At 40.9% G+C, this 18,464-nt stretch carries 20 protein-coding genes; 13 read left to right on the forward strand and 7 right to left on the reverse strand.

Features of this window, described 5'->3' with window-relative positions; genetic code table 11:
- Window positions 1-2 precede the first annotated feature (2 nt).
- The 11 genes from AN393_RS05245 (at window position 3) to mgtE (ending at window position 8,353) form a co-directional block, all read left to right on the forward strand.
- Window positions 3-974, forward strand: coding sequence for a KpsF/GutQ family sugar-phosphate isomerase (locus tag AN393_RS05245; protein WP_055014209.1), 972 nt, complete (start codon window positions 3-5; stop codon window positions 972-974).
- Window positions 975-1,526 carry a 3-deoxy-manno-octulosonate-8-phosphatase KdsC gene (gene kdsC / locus AN393_RS05250; RefSeq protein WP_055017522.1) on the forward strand — a complete coding sequence of 184 codons (552 nt, stop codon included), beginning with the start codon at window positions 975-977 and terminating at the stop codon, window positions 1,524-1,526. It abuts the gene before it with no gap.
- Complete coding sequence (gene lptC / locus AN393_RS05255; protein ID WP_055017523.1) at window positions 1,523-2,077, forward strand: LPS export ABC transporter periplasmic protein LptC; 555 nt, start codon at window positions 1,523-1,525, stop codon at window positions 2,075-2,077. The genes kdsC and lptC overlap by 4 nt, the downstream gene beginning before the upstream one ends.
- Window positions 2,067-2,615: a lipopolysaccharide transport periplasmic protein LptA gene (gene lptA, locus AN393_RS05260; RefSeq protein ID WP_055014212.1), complete on the forward strand. Its 549-nt coding sequence runs from the start codon at window positions 2,067-2,069 to the stop codon at window positions 2,613-2,615. The genes lptC and lptA overlap by 11 nt, the downstream gene beginning before the upstream one ends.
- The gene (gene lptB, locus AN393_RS05265) at window positions 2,612-3,337 is read left to right on the forward strand and encodes an LPS export ABC transporter ATP-binding protein (protein WP_004589086.1); all 726 of its coding nucleotides are present in this window, start codon (window positions 2,612-2,614) and stop codon (window positions 3,335-3,337) included. Before lptA ends, lptB begins: the two co-directional genes overlap by 4 nt.
- A 69-nt stretch (window positions 3,338-3,406) precedes the next feature.
- Window positions 3,407-4,906, forward strand: a complete 1,500-nt coding sequence (locus AN393_RS05270) for an RNA polymerase factor sigma-54 (RefSeq protein WP_055014213.1) — start codon at window positions 3,407-3,409, stop codon at window positions 4,904-4,906.
- A 27-nt stretch (window positions 4,907-4,933) separates the two neighbouring features.
- Window positions 4,934-5,221 carry a ribosome hibernation promoting factor gene (gene hpf, locus AN393_RS05275; protein WP_004589084.1) on the forward strand — a complete coding sequence of 96 codons (288 nt, stop codon included), beginning with the start codon at window positions 4,934-4,936 and terminating at the stop codon, window positions 5,219-5,221.
- Window positions 5,222-5,225: 4 nt separating this feature from the next.
- Complete coding sequence (locus tag AN393_RS05280) at window positions 5,226-5,678, forward strand: PTS sugar transporter subunit IIA (protein WP_055017524.1); 453 nt, start codon at window positions 5,226-5,228, stop codon at window positions 5,676-5,678.
- 19 nt (window positions 5,679-5,697) lie between these two features.
- Window positions 5,698-6,543 (forward strand): RNase adapter RapZ, encoded by an 846-nt coding sequence (gene rapZ / locus AN393_RS05285; protein WP_055014215.1) that lies wholly within the window; start codon window positions 5,698-5,700, stop codon window positions 6,541-6,543.
- Window positions 6,544-6,583: 40 nt separating this feature from the next.
- Entirely contained in the window at window positions 6,584-6,856 is a 273-nt protein-coding gene (locus tag AN393_RS05290) for an HPr family phosphocarrier protein (protein ID WP_055014216.1), read from the forward strand.
- Window positions 6,857-6,994: 138 nt separating this feature from the next.
- A complete protein-coding gene (gene mgtE / locus AN393_RS05295; RefSeq protein ID WP_055014217.1) occupies window positions 6,995-8,353 on the forward strand; it encodes a magnesium transporter in 1,359 nt (452 codons plus the stop codon).
- Between the two features lie 46 nt (window positions 8,354-8,399).
- On the opposite strand, the gene AN393_RS05300 is transcribed toward mgtE, so the two are convergent.
- Window positions 8,400-10,829 (reverse strand): zinc-dependent metalloprotease, encoded by a 2,430-nt coding sequence (locus AN393_RS05300; protein WP_055017525.1) that lies wholly within the window; start codon window positions 10,827-10,829, stop codon window positions 8,400-8,402.
- A gap of 155 nt (window positions 10,830-10,984) precedes the next feature.
- Here AN393_RS05300 and AN393_RS05305 point away from each other — a divergent pair, with 155 nt between their 5' ends.
- Window positions 10,985-11,953: a class 1 fructose-bisphosphatase gene (locus AN393_RS05305; protein WP_055014219.1), complete on the forward strand. Its 969-nt coding sequence runs from the start codon at window positions 10,985-10,987 to the stop codon at window positions 11,951-11,953.
- 125 nt (window positions 11,954-12,078) lie between these two features.
- Here the strand turns inward: AN393_RS05305 and AN393_RS05310 are convergent, their stop codons facing one another.
- Complete coding sequence (locus AN393_RS05310) at window positions 12,079-12,405, reverse strand: hypothetical protein (protein WP_055017526.1); 327 nt, start codon at window positions 12,403-12,405, stop codon at window positions 12,079-12,081.
- Between the two features lie 43 nt (window positions 12,406-12,448).
- On the opposite strand from AN393_RS05310, the gene AN393_RS05315 reads away from it, so the two are divergent.
- Complete coding sequence (locus AN393_RS05315; protein ID WP_055014221.1) at window positions 12,449-12,799, forward strand: DUF5522 domain-containing protein; 351 nt, start codon at window positions 12,449-12,451, stop codon at window positions 12,797-12,799.
- A gap of 37 nt (window positions 12,800-12,836) precedes the next feature.
- Here the strand turns inward: AN393_RS05315 and AN393_RS05320 are convergent, their stop codons facing one another.
- From AN393_RS05320 to AN393_RS05340, 5 genes are all read right to left on the reverse strand, one after another.
- Window positions 12,837-13,931, reverse strand: a complete 1,095-nt coding sequence (locus AN393_RS05320; RefSeq protein ID WP_082422673.1) for a capsular biosynthesis protein — start codon at window positions 13,929-13,931, stop codon at window positions 12,837-12,839.
- A 176-nt stretch (window positions 13,932-14,107) separates the two neighbouring features.
- On the reverse strand, window positions 14,108-14,527 hold the full coding sequence (locus tag AN393_RS05325) for a group 1 truncated hemoglobin (RefSeq protein ID WP_055017528.1): 420 nt from the start codon (window positions 14,525-14,527) through the stop codon (window positions 14,108-14,110).
- Window positions 14,527-15,426 (reverse strand): DUF3034 family protein, encoded by a 900-nt coding sequence (locus AN393_RS05330; RefSeq protein WP_055017529.1) that lies wholly within the window; start codon window positions 15,424-15,426, stop codon window positions 14,527-14,529. The genes AN393_RS05325 and AN393_RS05330 overlap by 1 nt, the downstream gene beginning before the upstream one ends.
- Window positions 15,413-17,728: an EAL domain-containing protein gene (locus AN393_RS05335; protein WP_055017530.1), complete on the reverse strand. Its 2,316-nt coding sequence runs from the start codon at window positions 17,726-17,728 to the stop codon at window positions 15,413-15,415. Before AN393_RS05335 ends, AN393_RS05330 begins: the two co-directional genes overlap by 14 nt.
- A complete protein-coding gene (locus tag AN393_RS05340) occupies window positions 17,721-18,377 on the reverse strand; it encodes a methylamine utilization protein (protein WP_055014226.1) in 657 nt (218 codons plus the stop codon). The genes AN393_RS05335 and AN393_RS05340 overlap by 8 nt, the downstream gene beginning before the upstream one ends.
- Window positions 18,378-18,464 lie beyond the last annotated feature (87 nt).

Genomic DNA, 18,464 nt, shown 5'->3' on the forward strand with positions numbered 1-18,464 from the left:
CAATGGCACAACTAAACTTTATAGAGCAAGGTTTACGCGTATTAAACATAGAACGCCAAGCGCTTGCGGATATTAAACAATACGTTGATGAAAACTTTAATAATGCGTGTCAGGCCATGTTTGATTGCCAAGGCCGCATTATTGTTATTGGTATGGGTAAATCAGGCCATATTGGTAATAAAATTGCTGCTACCCTTGCCAGTACAGGCAGCCCTGCTTTTTTTGTTCACCCAGGCGAAGCAAGTCATGGTGATTTAGGCATGATAACCAAAAATGATGTGGTTATGCTTATATCAAACTCGGGCGAAACCAGTGAAGTACTAAATATTATTCCGGTGCTAAAACGCCTCGGTGCAAAAATAATATCGATGACGGGCAACCCGCTTTCTACTATGGCAACACTTGCCGATGTGCACGTATGCATAAAGGTAGAACAAGAAGCATGTTTGTTAGGTTTAGCGCCAACAGCAAGCACCACAGCCACTTTAGCAATGGGTGATGCAATGGCGGTTGCGCTTTTAGAAGCACGCGGTTTTACCGCCGATGACTTTGCACTCTCTCACCCTGGCGGCAGCTTAGGTAAGCGATTGTTGCTCACTTTAAAAGATGTAATGCACAGCGGCACAAACACCCCTATTATAGGTGTAACGCAAACAATTAAAGACGCGTTAATAGAAATGTCTGCCAAAGGGCTAGGCATGACTGCTATTGTAGATAACAATCAACAGCTTGCTGGCCTTTTTACCGACGGCGACTTACGTCGTATTTTAGAGCAAAAAGTTGATATACATAACACCGCTATTAACCAAGTTATGACTAAGTCATGCACCACCGCCACGGCCGATATGCTTGCAGCAGAAGCACTAAATATAATGGAAAATAAGCGGATTAATGGTTTAATCATAGTTAATGAGCAAAACCAGCCTGTGGGCGCCTTAAATATGCAAGACCTCTTAAAAGCAGGAGTATTATAAATGCAATTTGAAGATCTCTATCAACCGCTAAGCGATGATGCCAGAGCACGCGCCAAAAAAGTAAAACTACTCATATGCGATATTGATGGTGTATTTTCTGATGGCCGAATTTACCTCGGTAACCAAGGCGAAGAGTTAAAAGCATTTAATACAAAAGATGGTTTTGGCATTAAGGCACTGATCAATAGCGGTTTTGAAGTTGCGGTTATTACGGGGCGTCATTCAAAAATAGTGCAAGCTCGCATGAGCAGCTTAACCGTACAGCATATTTATCAAGGCCAAGAAGACAAACTTATTGCTTATCAAGAACTCAAAAACACTTTAAAGTTAACTGATGAACAAATAGCCTATATTGGCGATGATGGACCTGACATGCCCGTCATGGAGCGCGTTGGTTTTGCCGTCGCAGTAAACGATGCGCACCCGCTAATTAAACGCTTATCGCATTACACTACACAAATGCCTGGTGGCTTTGGTGCAGTGAGAGAGCTCACAGATTTACTCATGCTCGAAAACGGTATAGCACTTACTACACAAGGTACCAGTTCATGAATGCAGCACGCGTTATACTCAGTGTGTTATTCATCGGCTGTATGGTTTGGCTTTGGTACCCTTATTTTACGCAAAGCAATGTAGCACCAGAGCAAGAACCAGAAGTCATTGCAAAGCCTGATTACACCGCTATAGAGCTTAAGCAAACAACCTATGACGAGCAAGGTAAAATAAGCCATAAAGTTACCGCGGCTAAAATGGAGCTGTACCAACAACTTGGTTTTACATTTTTTGAAAAGCCTATTTTTACTTTATATAACGAAACACAAACATGGCGAATAAACGCTGACGAAGCAACGCTTTACGAAGATAAACAACTTATTTTAGAAGGCAACGTGGTTGCCAAAAATTTAGTTGATAACGCCATGATAGATAACATCAATGCCGACAACATCGAAGTCGACATTAAAGCGCTAACAATGCGCTCTGAGCAGCCAGTGGTTGTCACTGGGCCAAATTTAAAGATTGTCGGTAAAGGCCTTGAAGCCGATTTAAAAACCGAAGTAATAAAACTAATTAACCATACGCGAACAATATATTATGACCAATAAACTCACTAAAATACTTATTATCCCATCGCTGATGCTGGCATTTAGCGCTTCTGCTGCTGAGCCTGCTGCTCAACCGCCAGCAAACCAAATTTCTATTAGTGCAGACCGTCAAGAAGGTCAACTTAAAGAAAACGTAGGTATTTTTGAAAAAAACGTCGAAATTGTGCATGGGAACCGCAAAATTACAGCCGACCGACTCGAAGTACATAAACGTGAAGACCTAGGGGATAACAAACAACTGCTTATTGCCACTGGCAGCCCTGCCTACTTCGAAGAAAAACAAGACGATGGTACCGTAATGAGTGCCAGTGCAAACGAAGTACGTTACGACGTAGCAAAGCGCTTTTTAACACTTGTTGGGGATGCCGAAGTCGCGCAAGCCGGTCAAAAAATTAATGCTAAAAGTATTACCTACGATATGCAGCAGCAGCTTATTAGCGCAGAAAAAGACGAAAACTCAACGGATCGTGTCCACACAATTTTAGTGCCTGTTGAAGCAAATATTAAAGAAAAAACAGGTAACGAAGGTCAACCATGAGCACCTTAAAAGCAGAACTATTAGCAAAAAGCTATAAAGGCCGCCAAGTTGTAAAAAATGTAGGCCTTGAGGTAGAAGCCGGCAGCATAGTGGGCTTATTAGGCCCTAATGGCGCAGGTAAAACCACCACCTTTTACATGATTGTAGGGTTAGTACCTAGCGACAAAGGTAAAATATCTATTGATGATAACGACATCACGTTATTACCTATGCACAGTCGTGCTCGCTTAGGCATTGGCTATTTGCCGCAAGAGTCATCTATATTTAGAAAGCTAACAGTTTATCAAAATTTAATGGCTATTTTAGAAACGCGCAAAGAGCTAAATAAAGCCGCGCGAGAAGAAACGCTTAACAACTTACTTGATGAATTTAGCATTCAACATATACGTGATAGCCAAGGTATGGCGCTTTCTGGTGGTGAACGCCGCCGTGTAGAGATAGCCAGAGCACTCGCAGCGAACCCTAAATTTATTTTGTTGGATGAGCCTTTTGCTGGTGTTGACCCGATTTCAGTGTTAGATATAAAGAAAATAATAGAACATCTTAAAAATCGTGGCATTGGCGTATTAATTACCGATCACAATGTAAGAGAAACCCTTGATGTTTGTGAAAAAGCCTACATTGTTTCTCATGGGGAGCTAATTGCATCTGGCACCCCAGAACACGTATTAAATGACAAAACTGTACGCGATGTTTATTTAGGCGAGCAATTTAGGCTGTAACATTTAAGCCACACCTACAAGCATCTGCTAATATTAATTATAACAACATAAAAGGATTGTTAGAGATACATGAGGCAATCATTACAGCTGCGCATGGGCCAGCAACTTACAATGACTCCACAATTGCAACAAGCGATTCGCTTGCTGCAGCTCAGTACATTGGATCTCCAGCAAGAAATACAAGAAGCACTGGATAGCAACCCGCTATTAGAAGTAGAAGAGCAAGATTACACGGAAGAGTCGGCTGGAAAAAATGAACAAAAAGCAGATACGGATGATGTAACCGTAAGCGCATCGGCTGATGATACAACCAGTGAATACGAGCAAGACAGTGGTGAAGCTTTAAATAAAGACACCGTTAGCGATGATATGGCGATGGATGTAACTTGGGATGAGTACATGAGTGCAGCCCCTGCGGCATCTTCAGGCCCAATGCCAGAAGATGAGTCTATTTATCAGGGCGCCTCTACTGAAACGCTACATGAGTACTTAATGTGGCAACTTCAGCTTACTCCTTTTAGCCCCACTGATGAAGCTATTGCTATAGCCATTGTAGAAGCTGTAGATGACTCGGGTATTTTAACGCTAAGTTGTGAAGAAATTTTAGAAAGCTTTAACCAAGAAAACGATGACGACGTTGAGGTTGAACTGGATGAAATAGAAGCCGTTTTAAAACGTATTCAATTATTCGACCCTGTAGGTATAGCCGCGCGAAGCTTACAGGAGTGCTTGTGTATTCAGCTTAATCAGTTTGATAAAGACACCCCTTTTATAGAACAAACTAAAATGATCTTAACCGATCACATTGATCTATTAGCGGCACGCGACTATCGTACATTAATGAAAAAGACTAAGCTTAAAGAAGACGAGCTTAAAGAGGTCATGACTCTTATACATACCCTCAACCCAAAACCTGCAGATACAATAGTAAGGGAAGAGTCTGAGTATGTCATACCGGATGTATCAGTTAAAAAAATTAAGGGCCGTTGGGTGGTAGAGCTAAACCCAGATAGCATGCCAAAAATACGCGTAAATAGTCAGTATGCGGCCATGTCACGTACCGTAAAATCTAGTGGAGATAGCCAGTTTATTCGCTCTCATCTGCAAGAAGCTAAATGGTTTATAAAAAGTCTTGAAAGCAGAAACGACACGCTGCTAAAAGTAACAAACTGTATTGTAAAACAGCAACAAGCGTTTTTTGAACATGGCCCCGAAGCCATGAAACCAATGGTTTTAAACGATGTTGCTGAAATGGTAGAAATGCACGAATCAACAATTTCGCGTGTTACTACGCAAAAATATATGCATACGCCACGTGGTATTTTTGAGCTTAAATATTTTTTCTCAAGCCACGTAAGCACTGAAAACGGCGGCGAATGTTCGTCAACCGCAATACGTGCCTTAATTAAAAAGCTAATTGCCGCGGAAAACTCAGCCAAACCATTGAGTGATAGTAAAATTGCGGATATATTGGCAGAGCAAGGAATTAAAGTAGCTAGACGCACAATAGCAAAATACCGTGAATCGCTAGCTATTCCACCGTCAAATCAGAGAAAGAGTTTGATATAAGACGTAAAAAACAAAGAGGAAATGCTTATGCAACTAAACCTAACTGGTCGTCACGTAGAAGTAACTGATTCACTTAGAGACTATGTAAATAATAAATTTGCAAAGCTAGAAAGGCACTCAGATCATATTAGCAATGTGCATGTCATTCTCGATGTAGAAAAACTCAACCAAAAAGCAGAAGCGACTATTCATGTAAGCGGCGCAGATTTATTTGCCTCAACAGAGCACCAAGATATGTATGCTGCTATAGACTCGTTGATTGACAAGCTCGATCGTCAAGTCATAAAACATAAAGAGAAGCTTGCTAGACACTAATATTATGAAATTAAGTACATTAGTATGCCAGGACTGCAGCAAAGCTGCGGTCCTTTTTAGTAGTAAAAAAAGAATTTTAGAATTTATCAGTGAGCTGGCTCATGAAAAGCTCCCTTACTTACCGCAACAGGATATTCTTAATGCGCTAGCTAGCAGAGAAAAACTAGGTAGTACGGGTATTGGCCGCGGTATCGCAATTCCGCATGGCAGAATGGGTGGCGTAGAAGAACCGCTTGCGTTAGTACTCGTTAGTGACAAGCCTGTAAACTTTGATGCTATTGATAACTGTCCTGTTGATATTTTTGTTGCACTCATCGTACCAGATGGCGATAACCAGCAGCACCTAAAGACTCTAGCAACCATAGCTGATAAACTGAGCAATAAAGAATTTTGCAAACAGCTGCGAAACGCTAAAACCGATGCAGAACTGTATCAAGTAATTGTTGATCAATCGTAGTAAATACTAAGGGCTATAAATGGAGTTAATAATCATAAGCGGCCGTTCCGGTTCAGGTAAATCGGTTGCTTTACGTGTGGTTGAAGATTTAGGCTATTATTGCGTAGATAATATCCCGGTCAACCTGCTGCCCTCTTTAGTACGTAGTGTTTCAGATAACTATGACAAAATAGCTGTTAGTATCGATGTTCGTAATATCCCCAAAGAACAAGACGAGTTTAACGATATTCTCGAGTACCTACCGGACTTTGCTAAACCCACTCTGTTTTATTTAGATAGTGATGATCAAACACTGATCAAACGCTTTTCAGAAACACGCAGATTACACCCTTTATCCATCGATTCATTACCGCTTGATTTAGCAATAAAAAAAGAAAAAGAACTGCTTGATGTACTCGTAACTCGCGCAGACTTTATGCTTGATACGACTGATTTAAGTGTCCACCAATTAGCTGAGTCAATTCGCGAAAAAATACTCGGTAAAAAAGATAAACAACTTATTGTAACGTTTGAATCGTTTGGCTTTAAACACGGCATACCTAAAGAGGCTGATTATGTGTTTGATGCTCGCTTTTTACCAAACCCGCACTGGGAGCCTGAATTAAAACCGCTTACAGGTCTTGATCAACCAGTAAAAGACTTTTTGGCAAACCACAGCATAGTGCAAAAATTTACTTGGCAAATTCAAACATTTGTACAAACTTGGTTACCACACTTAGAGCGCAATAACCGCAGCTACCTGACTATTGCAATAGGTTGTACGGGTGGACAACACCGCTCGGTTTATTTAGCCCAAACTATAGGTGAGAGCTTTGCAATGACACATCCAAATGTAAAAATTAGGCACCGTGAGCAAGAAAAGTAACCTTAAAATAATAACCTGTTCAGTTTAGGTATAGTAATTTATGCGTTGTGAAGACACGTTTTTAATAAAAAATAAATTAGGCTTACACGCCAGAGCGGCAACGGTCCTTGCGCAATTAGCTGTGCAATTTGATGCTAAAATTACCTTACATCAAGATGATAAAGAAGCCGCTGGTGATAGCGTATTAGCCTTAATGCTACTCGAAAGTAGTAAAGGCAAAGAAGTTAAAGTTGTATGTGAAGGCCCAGACTCAGAAAAGGCTTTGCATGCGGTCGGACAATTAATCGCACAGCGATTTAACGAACAAGAATAAACGTTTAATTACCAAGCTTACTCATACATTTTTGCTTTATACCCTGATTTGTGTAGCTTGGTAAATGAATAGTGTTTAATTAGATTAATCACAATGCGGTTAATCGCCTCCCCTCGTATATAAAAAATTAGGATGCCAATGCCAGAAGCGTTTGAACAAGACTACCCACTGCAACAACTAAAACAGGTGACTAAATCACTTAATAGTGGGCAATTTGTTCAAGTAAGACGCATGCTAGCAAAAACGGCCCCGTGTGATACTGCCCTTTTACTTGAATCCTCTCCGCATAAAATTAGACGCATGCTTTGGCAGCTGGTTGACCCAGATGTACAAGGGGACGTGCTAGAAGAGCTCTCTGAAGATGTACGTTTAGGCATCATTGCCCAAATGGAACCTGAGCATATTGCCGCCGCCACTGAGGATATGGGCCACGATGATTTAGGTGAAGTACTACGTAGCCTACCTGACACCGTGTATAAAGATGTAGTTAGCGCGATGGACACGCAAGACCGTGAACGTGCGACACAGGCTTTATCATACCAAGAACGCTCTGCAGGCGCGCTAATGAACACCGATACGGTGACCATTCGCCCAGACGTTACACTTGATGTTGTACTGCGCTATATCAGGCTGCGAGGCGAGCTACCAGAAGGCACCGATGATTTATACGTTGTTGATAAGCACAACTGCTTTTTAGGTGCGTTATCACTTAGTACGCTTTTAACTAATCCGCCTGAAAAAATTGTTCAAGATTTAATGGATGAAGACTGTGAGTCTATCCCTATCTCGATGGATGAAAGTGAGGTCGCTCAATTATTTGAACGCCACAACTGGATATCTGCACCGGTAGTCGATGATAACGCACACTTGCTTGGACGTGTCACTATTGATGATATTGTTGATGTTATTCGTGAAGATGCTGAGCATAGCTTATTAAGCTTAGCGGGTCTTGATGATGAAGAAGATACCTTTGCACCTGTTTTAAAAAGTTCAAAAAAACGCTCAGTATGGCTTGGCGTTAACTTACTTACCGCCCTGGCTGCTGCCTTTGTGGCCAGCTTTTTTGAAAGTACCTTAGACATTCTCCCTATTTTAGCTGTACTCAATGGCATAGTGCCCTCAATGGGTGGTGTAGCAGGTAGTCAGTCCTTAACACTGGTTATTCGCGGTATAGCTGTGGGGCACATTAATCAAACTAACCAACGTTTTTTAATGGCTAAAGAATTGGCCATAGGCGCATTAAACGGGATTATTTGGTCATTACTTATTGCTGGTGTAATTGCACTTTGGCAGTGGGATTTTATGCTTGGCGGCGTGCTCGCATTTGCTATGTTTATGAACCTTGTAGTAGCGGGCGTTGCTGGCGCATGTATTCCTATTTTATTGAAAAAAATGAATATAGACCCTGCACTTGCCGGCAGTGTTGTACTAACAACTGTGACTGATATTGTTGGTATTTTTGCCTTTTTAGGCACAGCAACGTGGCTACTTATTTAGCAACCTAACTCTAGGTTAAGTAGCCACTATTAGTTAAAACGTAAAGTTAAATTGGTGAGCCTGGTGGTATTGGTAAATTAGTAAAGTTTTCAGGCCACTTACCAGCTTTTAAAAACTGTTTAATTTGCTCTGCTAAATACTGCTTAAACGCGCTTTCGCCGACACTGGTGTTACTCAGCATTGAGTTTTGATTGTACTCATCACTCAACTTAACTAAGTAGTAACGTAACTGCGCTTGCACTTCTGGGCTTACTTTATCGCTTGCCACTAAATCGGCTATATTTTTTGCAGTTAAAAACTGTACACGTTGAGTGACTTTACCTTTCATCGTATTAGGTGAAGACACATTAAACACGTGACTGTAAAGCTGCTCAAGCAACTCATCTAAGCTATAGAAATTGTAATTACGCACTTGTTGTTGAGCTAAACGATTTAAACGCTGTGGGTTTAATAATAAAGATAAGCTATGCTGTGCAGCGACTTCTGGTAAAGCCATTGCATCAAGTGTTAAACCTGTGCGTCCAGTTATGCTTTCGCGCGATTTAGACTCCCCATAGGCCTTTGGCGGAATAAGCGCTAACACTGACTCGGGCAAAATTAAATTAGCGGGTTTTAATGTGGATAAAATAGCATTTACCGCTTCTTGCTGCTGCGCTTTTGCAACCACTTGTGCGCCCTTAACAGGTGAATTGTCGCGTGTTTCGTACTCGTAATTAACCCCCGCTATAAGTTTAACTGCAGCCTCTACTTGATAGCGATGAAATAAATAGAGCGGCACAAGTTTTTCTTCTAACTGCGAAAGAGCATCGCCCGTTTTAATGTTGTTAATGCCAAATTGCGAAAGCGCTTTTTTACGTACATTAAGCACTCTAAGTAGCTCTTGCGCTGGTTTAGTACCGTTATCCCATAAGTGTGCTGTAGGGTGTGCACCGCCCTTAGCGCGTGCGTCACTGTCAGATATAAACTCAAGCCCCTTGGCTTTGTTCTCTTTTATTATTGCAGCAAGTTCAGCGCTTTCGTCCTGATTAGTAAAGTCGCTGTAACCATATTTAATAACTTGGGTATCCCATACACCCATACCACTTGCATAGCCTCGAGTTACGTCAAGTTCACCTTGCTCGTTAAAGCTAAGAAGTGGGTGTGGGTAATCCATAACCGAGGCTCTATCACCCACCGAAGCCGCAAAATTATGCGCAATGCCCAGTGTATGACCAATTTCGTGGGCACTTAACTGACGGATCCTATCAAGCGCCATTGCTTGTAGGTTTTTAGCTACCTCGTCCCCTTTTAAATAGGGAGCTGCAAGTGCTTCGGCTATTAATATATCTTGGCGCACACGCAGTGAACCAAGCGTAACATGGCCTTTTAATATTTCACCTGTGCGAGGGTCTATTACAGAGCTTCCGTATGACCAACCACGTGTAGCACGGTGCACCCACTGAATTACGTTATAACGGATATCCATAGGGTCTGCATTACTCGGCAGTACTTTTATTACAAATGCGTTTTTGTAACCAGCAGCACTAAATGCATCATTCCACCATTTACCGCCTTCTAATAAGGCACTTTTAACTGGCTCAGGAACGCCTGGGTCTAGGTAGTAAATAATAGGCTCTACGGGCTCACTTATCGGTAAAGTTGGATCTTTTTTAGCTAAACGGTGACGCGGTATGTAACGCACAAACATGGACTCATCAAGCGCAGCGGCATAGTCTTTATGCTCAATACTCCAATACCCTGATTGCGGGTCAAATTTGCGCGGCGTGTAATTATCATCGGGTAATTTAATAAGGGAGTGATGCATATGCACCGTAAGTGCGTATGCATCGGCACTCACTTGGCGAACAAATTCACCCGGCTTTGTGCCTTTAAACGTTAATACAGCTTCAAGCTCGGTGTTTTTTACAAACGCCTTTGAGCGACTCATGTACACAGCACTGCGTGATTCATCAAGGCTAAAATTACCCTGTTTACGTGCAGCTAATTTTCGACTAACCCCGTGCACATCACTCAATAAATAAGGTGTATAGTCAATCAATGCGCTGGTTTTATCTTGTGCAACAACTTTAAAGCCCGCTAAGATACTTGATGCAAAGGCCTCTTTAATACTTTGTTGCTCGGCTTTATTATTGGTATTAGCACGATAGTAAGTATTTACAGCGCGCAGCATTACTTTATTGCCAAAACGCTCAAACTGCACAAGGTGCGTATTACCAAGTTGGCCTCTATCTAGACCAATATCGTTTGAGCCAACTCCATAAGGTAAGCTCTGCTGAAGTAAAAATTGCTGTTCTAATTTATCTACTTTTAAGAACACTTTGCCATTTTGTGTATCGTAATAAAACGAAAAGTACCCTGGAAAGTGATTCATTTGGGCAGTAAATTCATCTATAGACTTAATTGCTGCGTGCGCTTGGGTTATGATAGAGCACAGCACAGTAAAGAGTATGTAACTTATTAGTGGTATTTTTTTCATAATCTTATCTTTGTTATTGGCGTTTTAAGTACGATTAGGTAGCACCATTATTACAGTGCTATTTAAACAATACAGGTATTTAAGACGAAATTCAGCGCACTAAGTTAATCTCTCTCACATTTAGATTAGCTAGTACACGTTATCAGGAAAATAGAATGCGTAGACTCCCACCCGTATTACTAGAAGACGGTTGCCCTAGAGAACTTTTATCGTTAATTAGAACCATTTTAGCAGCATGTAAAGAAATATCGTTTCGTGTTGGCCAAGGTGCGCTTTCTGGCGTATTAGGGTCAACGCTTGATGAAAACATTCAAGGTGAAACACAAAAAAAGCTCGATGTACTCTCTAATCAGCTTTTAAAAGATATTTTACTGGAGTCTGGGGCAGTTAAAGCCATCGCCTCAGAAGAAGAAGACTACACAGTTGCAGGTAACCAAGACGCTAAATACATTGTGGCGTTTGACCCCCTTGACGGCTCATCAAACACCGACATAAACTCACTGGTTGGTACTATATTTTCGATTATGGAAGCGCCTGAAGGCTCAGATGCCGCCGATCAAAGTATATTTATGCAGCCTGGCCATAAACAAGTGGCTGCAGGTTACGTACTTTACGGCCCATCAACTATGCTTGCACTTACTACAGGTAAAGGCACACGCATGTTTACGCTAGATAAAACCCAAGGCAGCTTTTTACTAACACAAGATTTTGCCACTATTCCAGCTGATACCAACGAATTTGCTATTAATGCGTCTAACCAACGTCATTGGCAACCAGCAATGCAACGCTATATTAATGATTTACTCGCTGGCGATACGGGTCCACGCGCTAAAAACTTTAACATGCGCTGGATTGCTGCCATGGTTGGCGATGTGCATCGCGTACTTAGCCGAGGTGGCTTGTTTACGTACCCAACCGACACTAAAGATGCAAATAAACCCAACAAGCTACGCTTACTTTACGAAGCCAACCCCATGGCTATGCTAGTTGAGCAAGCCGGTGGTATAGCCTCAACGGGTACTGAGCGAATTATGGATATTCAACCTGATGCAATCCACCAGCGTGTGGCAGTCATATTAGGCTCTAAAAACGAAGTAGAAACATGCTTGGGATACCACAAGTAAACACTTTGTCAGTTGTTAAAAAATAAAATACCAAGCCGCATTTTATTTAAATGCGGCTTTTTTATGTATTCGCTATATATAACCGCAATAAGCCCACATCTAAAAATGTGAATCAGCCTAAATATCTACTCTTTTAATAATGCCAATAATTTTTCAAGTTTTTGGCGATCAAGCTCTCCCATTTGCTCGCTATTACTGAGCGCAAAAATAACCCCTTCGTATTCGCCGCTATCTATATCATCTCTAGAATCAACAACATTTGCCCATAACTCTAAATCATCCAGCTCTATTTCGTTACTTACACAGCGTGTTAGCACGTGAATCAATACCGGTTTTGTGAGTGTATAAATGGGGGCGCTTTCCTTTGCGGGAGTAGAGATAATCACGCTAATAGCATCAACTCTTTGCTCACCAAAAGTAATAAATTCGGCCAATGCTTTTTGTATATTCATAATATTTGTTATTCTTGCTGCTCCACTGCTGATAAGAGTTAAAATGACGAGATTAAACTGCTCACAATGTCACACTACGCTTGATTGTAATGTAAACGATATAAACGCATGTTGGTGTAATCAATTACCTGCTATTTTACCGCTTGAAGAGTCAGCAACAAGCTGTTTATGCCCGCAATGTACACTTAATGAAATAAACGCTTATTTAGCGCATATTTATACGCAGCCTATAAAAGCACAAATTGAGTTTGCTAAAAAATTTAGAGGTAATGACCACTTAATAGAAGGGCTAGATTACACCATGCAAAGTGGCTACATGGTGTTTAGTAAGTGGTATTTTTTAAAACGAGGAACGTGCTGTAAAAATGGCTGTAAAAATTGCCCTTATGGGTAAATCACACATGTTAATAATTAATACGCAACTGAAAGAACTAATTAGCTGCAATATTGTTGAATTGAGCAAATTTATCTGCCCCTTTAAAACGTAACTCGATTGCTTTGATATGTTCTTCCTCTGCGTGCTTCCAAACGCCCGGCACACTATAAACATGTTTTAAATAGCAAAAAAACTTATCGCGCAGCTGCGCATTAAAATGCCAACCGTGAGCTAGCTCTGCAACTTGAGCAGCTAATTCCTCGCGAGTATCCGCATGCTTAACTAAGCCTTCTATATTATAACAGGCCTGTCCTACAGTAATAACACGCTTATTTAATAACAGCGCTTCTAAACCTACCGTAGAATTGATTGTTATTACCGCCTCTGCGCATTCAATAAGTTCACAGGTTTTATTCCCGTTTGCAAATAACCCAATGGGGTCCTTATTATATAAATGAGTGTAATGCTTATGCCATGAGGGGTGTTCTTTAAAAACGACCTTTAAACTAGGATCGTTCAACGCCTTCACTGCGCTTATAACCTCATCGTATAGCATTTCCATAGAATCAACCCATGGTGAAAAACTCGCTAATTGCGTATCGTGGGGCACTTGAAACGGCACAAAAATATAACGTTCAGGTATATTTTCAGCTGCAAATTCACAGCGTTTTTTATGATTTTCTCGTGGGACCAATGCTGGAGCATCAAAGTTTAAGGCATTATTTACATTAAAATTTAAATAAAAATCAGGATCTCGGCTTAGCGACGCATTAAAGTTGATACCTTGGGGGTCTAAACTAGTGGTTCCCGGAAGCAAACCATTTTCATAATAAAACTGCTTAATGCCCAGTGCCCTGGCAGCCATAGCAACGGTAGTGTTAGGCAGCTTATTACCATTCCATATAACGATTACATCAGGGTTAACTTCAGTTAATAAAGCTAAATATTTTGCATAACGTAAACGTTCAAAAAAGCGCAGCCCCGCCTTGTAAACCGCAGATACTAAAGCATTGTTCCAAAGGTTGTTACGGGCGCGCTTACGTTTTAGTTGTGCAGTAATAACATCGGTAAAATCAACTTTAAACGCTTTGGCTAAATAGTTTATAGCTGAAAGCTTTGGCGCCCCCATAACATGCAGTTGGCAATCCATACTCAGCTTTTTGATTATTTTTTTATAGTACTTTGCGTGTACATTTTTGCGAGAGATAAATAGGTAAGACATACAAGCTGTGCGCGCCAATTATTGTTTTTAAGAAAATAATACTAAGTGGACACTATTACAAAAGTAAGGTTCACCGCGACAAGTAAATAAATTATAGATGTTACCTAAATTTTTATAATTTTACTACGCAGCGGCGCCATTCTGGATAGGATTTCGTTTTGTATGCTATGGCTAATATTTTGCTCCTCCATAGCCTTAACAAGCAAATCCACTACATGGTTAAAGTCTTTCTCAGTTATATGCATCCCTGTATGAATATCTACCATAGAATCTCCTGTGTACTTGCATGGACCATCAACTAGCATACACATATGCATAATAAAGCCCTCCCTAAAGTGGTCTATGTCGCTGTGTTCAAAATAATGCAATACTTGATCGTCATTACCTATTTGGTAAATAAAACTATCAACAATACGCGCAAGCCCCGCACGGCCATCAAGCTGTTGATAAAGAGATAAACGTGTTGAGCTTACACACCCTGTCAGCGCAGCTAAACACAGCCATAATATAACGACGTTTTTCATTACCAATACCCTGTTACTGATAAGTACCACCCTGTTTGATCGCTCGCACCTGCAATGCTACCTAAATCTAAGTATGCGGCGGTAACACTCACATGCTTGTTTGGCATCCACGCAATAAACAAATCCTTCCAGTCTTGCTCACCTAAATTAAGGTTATTGGACTTTTGCCTATATTCAATACCAACAGCAACACTTCGGCTTAAAAATACTGCAGTGCTGCCTTCAAATAAAATTTTTGCATTATCATTTGCCCCACCATAACCAAGTAACCCGAGTTGATTAGCTTCACTGTAGCGCGTTGTGAGGTTCCAAAACCAATTAAGCCCCCCTACAGCGCCTAAATGGAGTTTACTTGCTGCAAGGTAGTAATCGGTGCCGCTAGTATCCTTTGCCCCTACAGCGCCTAAATGGAGTTTACTTGCTGCAAGGTAGTAATCGGTGCCGCTAGTATCCTTTGCCCCTACAAGAGTCGCAACAGCGCCATCATCAAGGGATTTATGCTGAACCCCTAAGCTCAATTGCGGCCATTTGCTATAAACTATATCGCCGTATAAACGAATTTTAGCGCCCGTGATAGATTGCTCTATTTCGGTATCAAGTGCAGGGACGTCAAAGCGCTGTTGTGCATAGCTAAACTCTACACGATTAAATAAGTTAACTTGTGCTCCACACACATCTAATGTGTAATCGGTTACATCGGCATGACTACAAAAGCCATTTACAGAGAACTCGTCTTCACTGGCATAGCCTGCAAGCTGTGCCCATGGCACAATACCGCCGCCCCCGCTACCTTCTATTTGCGAAACCCCTGGGGTTGCTAACAATTTACCGTCGCTTGCTAACCCATAAAAACTCGAAGTCATTAATAGCCCTAGCAATAAACACTTAACTTTTTTCATAATATTCCTTTAGCCACTGTTCTAACAATTCTGCTTTTAAAGGCTTACTTAGGTAATACCCCTGAGCGTGATCACAATGCATAAGTTTAAGTAAATCTAACGAATCTCTGTTTTCAACGCCCTCTGCAACAACACTAAAGCCTAATTGATGCCCTAAGGTAATAGTCGACTGCACTATGTATTGATCCTTACGCGACTCATCTAACTTTAAAATAAAGCACTTATCTAACTTTAGCTCATCAATAGGTAGAGTTTTTAATCTGCCCAATGATGTTTGCCCTATGCCATAATCATCCAATGAAATTTTGACACCAATGGCTTTTAAGTTTTGTAACGCTTTTATGCCTTTTTCTTCGTTTTCAATCATGTCGCGCTCAGTCAATTCAACAGTAATAAGGGTTGGATCAACTTTGTATTTTTTTAATGTACGCACGAGCGCAGAGTGAAAGCTCGGTGAGGCAATATCTTGCGCCGAGACATTAATGGCAGCTTGCATTTCAATTCCTTTAGCCTGCCAATCAGCCACTTGAGAAACCACCGTTTTAACAACCCAAGATGTAAGCTCTACAATAAGCCCCGATTGCTCAGCTAAATCAATAAACAGCTCTGGGTTTACCCAACTGCCATCTTTACGCTGCCATCGGATGAGGGATTCAACTTTATTTATTTTTTGTGTGTGTAAATGCAACTTGGGCTGATAGGTCATAAACAACTGCCCATCATCATCGTTAATGGCTTGTTTTAGTTCATCGAGTATTTTTAAACGGTCTAAATGCGCTTCGTCTTCGCCATTTTGATAATAGTGAATACTGTCTTGGCTATCTGTTGCATTGTCTACAGCAATAAGTACACGGCGCATTAAGTCGTCGCTGGTAATCCCTTGTGTTGGGTACTCTACAACCCCTGCACTAAAGCGTAAGTTAATTTTTAGTGTTTTAATGGTATAGCAAGCTAAAAGCTGTGCCATTAAACCTACTATACCGCTTTTTTTCTCTCTAGCGGCGGCGCTTGGGAACACAGTTAAAAATTCATCCCCCCCAATGCGCGCATGAAAGCCGCCAAGTTCGTCCGAAAAACCACTAATTCGATTGGCAACGGCTTTTAAACATTCATCGCCTATCCGTGGGCCAAGTTTATCGTTTATATGCCGTAAGCCTTTTATATCTATAGCCACAAGGGTGTATTGTGTAGAGGAAGTAAGCTCATCGTCGAGCACTTCAAGCATAGCCGAGCGGTTATAAAAGCCTGTTAGCGAATCATGGCGTGCCTGAAAACTAATTTTTTGTTCACGTTCGTTAATATCGTTACCCATATTATCAAAGGCGTTAGCAAGGGTTGCTATTTCAGTACTTTGTTTAGAAGCATTAAATTCAAACGCGTAATTACCTTGAGCAAATTGTTTGGCTATTAGTGCAAGCTGCGACAGGGGAGTGATTAAGTTATTTGCCAGTAAACTACTGGTAACAACCCCCACTAGCATCGTTAGAATGGCCATAATAATTAACGTAAACAATAAGTTTTCAAAATCGTTATAGCTTTGTGTTAAATCAGCGCTAAGTAATATAGTTACTAAGTTTCCTTGCAGGGAGGGCAGCGTGATGTCTCGGTTTTTATATATAGGGTAATCACCAAACAAACGCGTTGTGGTGGTGGTATTAAAGTAGTTTTTAGGTGCAAAAACCTCTGGGCGCTCAAGTAAAGAGCTCCTTACTAAGTTATTTTCCTCAGCAATAAAACTGACATGCATTCCTGTTAGGTTTTTAAGTTCAAGAGCGACTTCGTCGTCAATTTTAAAACCCACTAAGCTGTAAGCAACGGTTCTAGGTGCCCTTACAGGTAGTAAAATAACTTGGTATAGCTGTTTATTAAGAACAACAAAGCTCGATTGCTCTGGCGAAGTTAGTAACTCATCCAGTAACGGCTTTAAGTTTTGAGGGTATAAATCGGCATGAGTATTGGCTGAAATTAATTTACCCGATAAATCAATCAGTAGCATAAGCTCTGCATCAATACGCTGACTGTGGTTAAACAACACACTACTTATGGTGCCCGCATCGCGAGTGGCAACCGCTTGCTTAAAGCCAAAGTCGGCTGTGAGTACTTTAGCGGCTGTCAGCAACAAGCTTTCTTTTGCGCTCAGATATTGCTTATATACATTTTGCGCCACGCTAATATTTTGATTTACTTTTTCTTCTTGAAATTTACTTGTGGACCACCAAAAACTAGCAATACTCAGCATAGTGGTCAGTAACACTAAGCCTACACACAAAACAATAATGCGGTTTTTTAAACTGTTAGTCATTACCGCCCTTAAACTTATTACCAAACGTATTTCTTGGGGCTGGGGTGGATGTATCTATTTGAATTATTAGCTCATTATTATTTATTGTTATCATTTTTTTATTTTCCAACGGTGCAGTTTGTAGCGCATGCCACACACTCAGCGTAGTCGGTAAAGAGGCTATGTCTAAGGTTAACTTCCCCGTATTGTTGGTTTTATAAACGTGCTCACTATTGGCTACATAAATATAGCCAACCATAGAGTCATGTATATTACAGCCTAGTACAACAACACCTTGTTGATCAAAAGTAACGGGCTCTTTAGGTTGACCTGAATAGAGTTTTAGCTGAAATGGCTTGGCCTGAGAAAAAGAGTAAACATGATGGCGAATATTATCACTATTAGGAAAATTAACCTGCTGGCCTTTTTGCACTACCAGTAAATCGGGAAAAAACGCTTTATCTACTTGGTCCATTACTGCAACGGGTAACGAAGTGCGCTCATGCTTTGCCGCTTTATAAAGCTCAACGACCGCGTTTGGTAATGGCTGACCATGTTGATCTTGAATTACTAAGTCAATATTTGCACCCAGTACGCCTTGGCTAAAAAATAAAGTAGCGGCGAGTAAATAACCTCTTTTATTAAAAACTTGCTGCACTTGCCTAAACATAACAACACCTAAAAGTTAATCTTAGGTTAAGTTAATTAGAGACCAGCACTAATTGCAAGGAATATAGCCCAGTAACCAAAAATAAAG

Origin of the sequence: Pseudoalteromonas sp. P1-25 (assembly GCF_001401805.1) — a bacterium.
GTDB lineage: Bacteria > Pseudomonadota > Gammaproteobacteria > Enterobacterales > Alteromonadaceae > Pseudoalteromonas.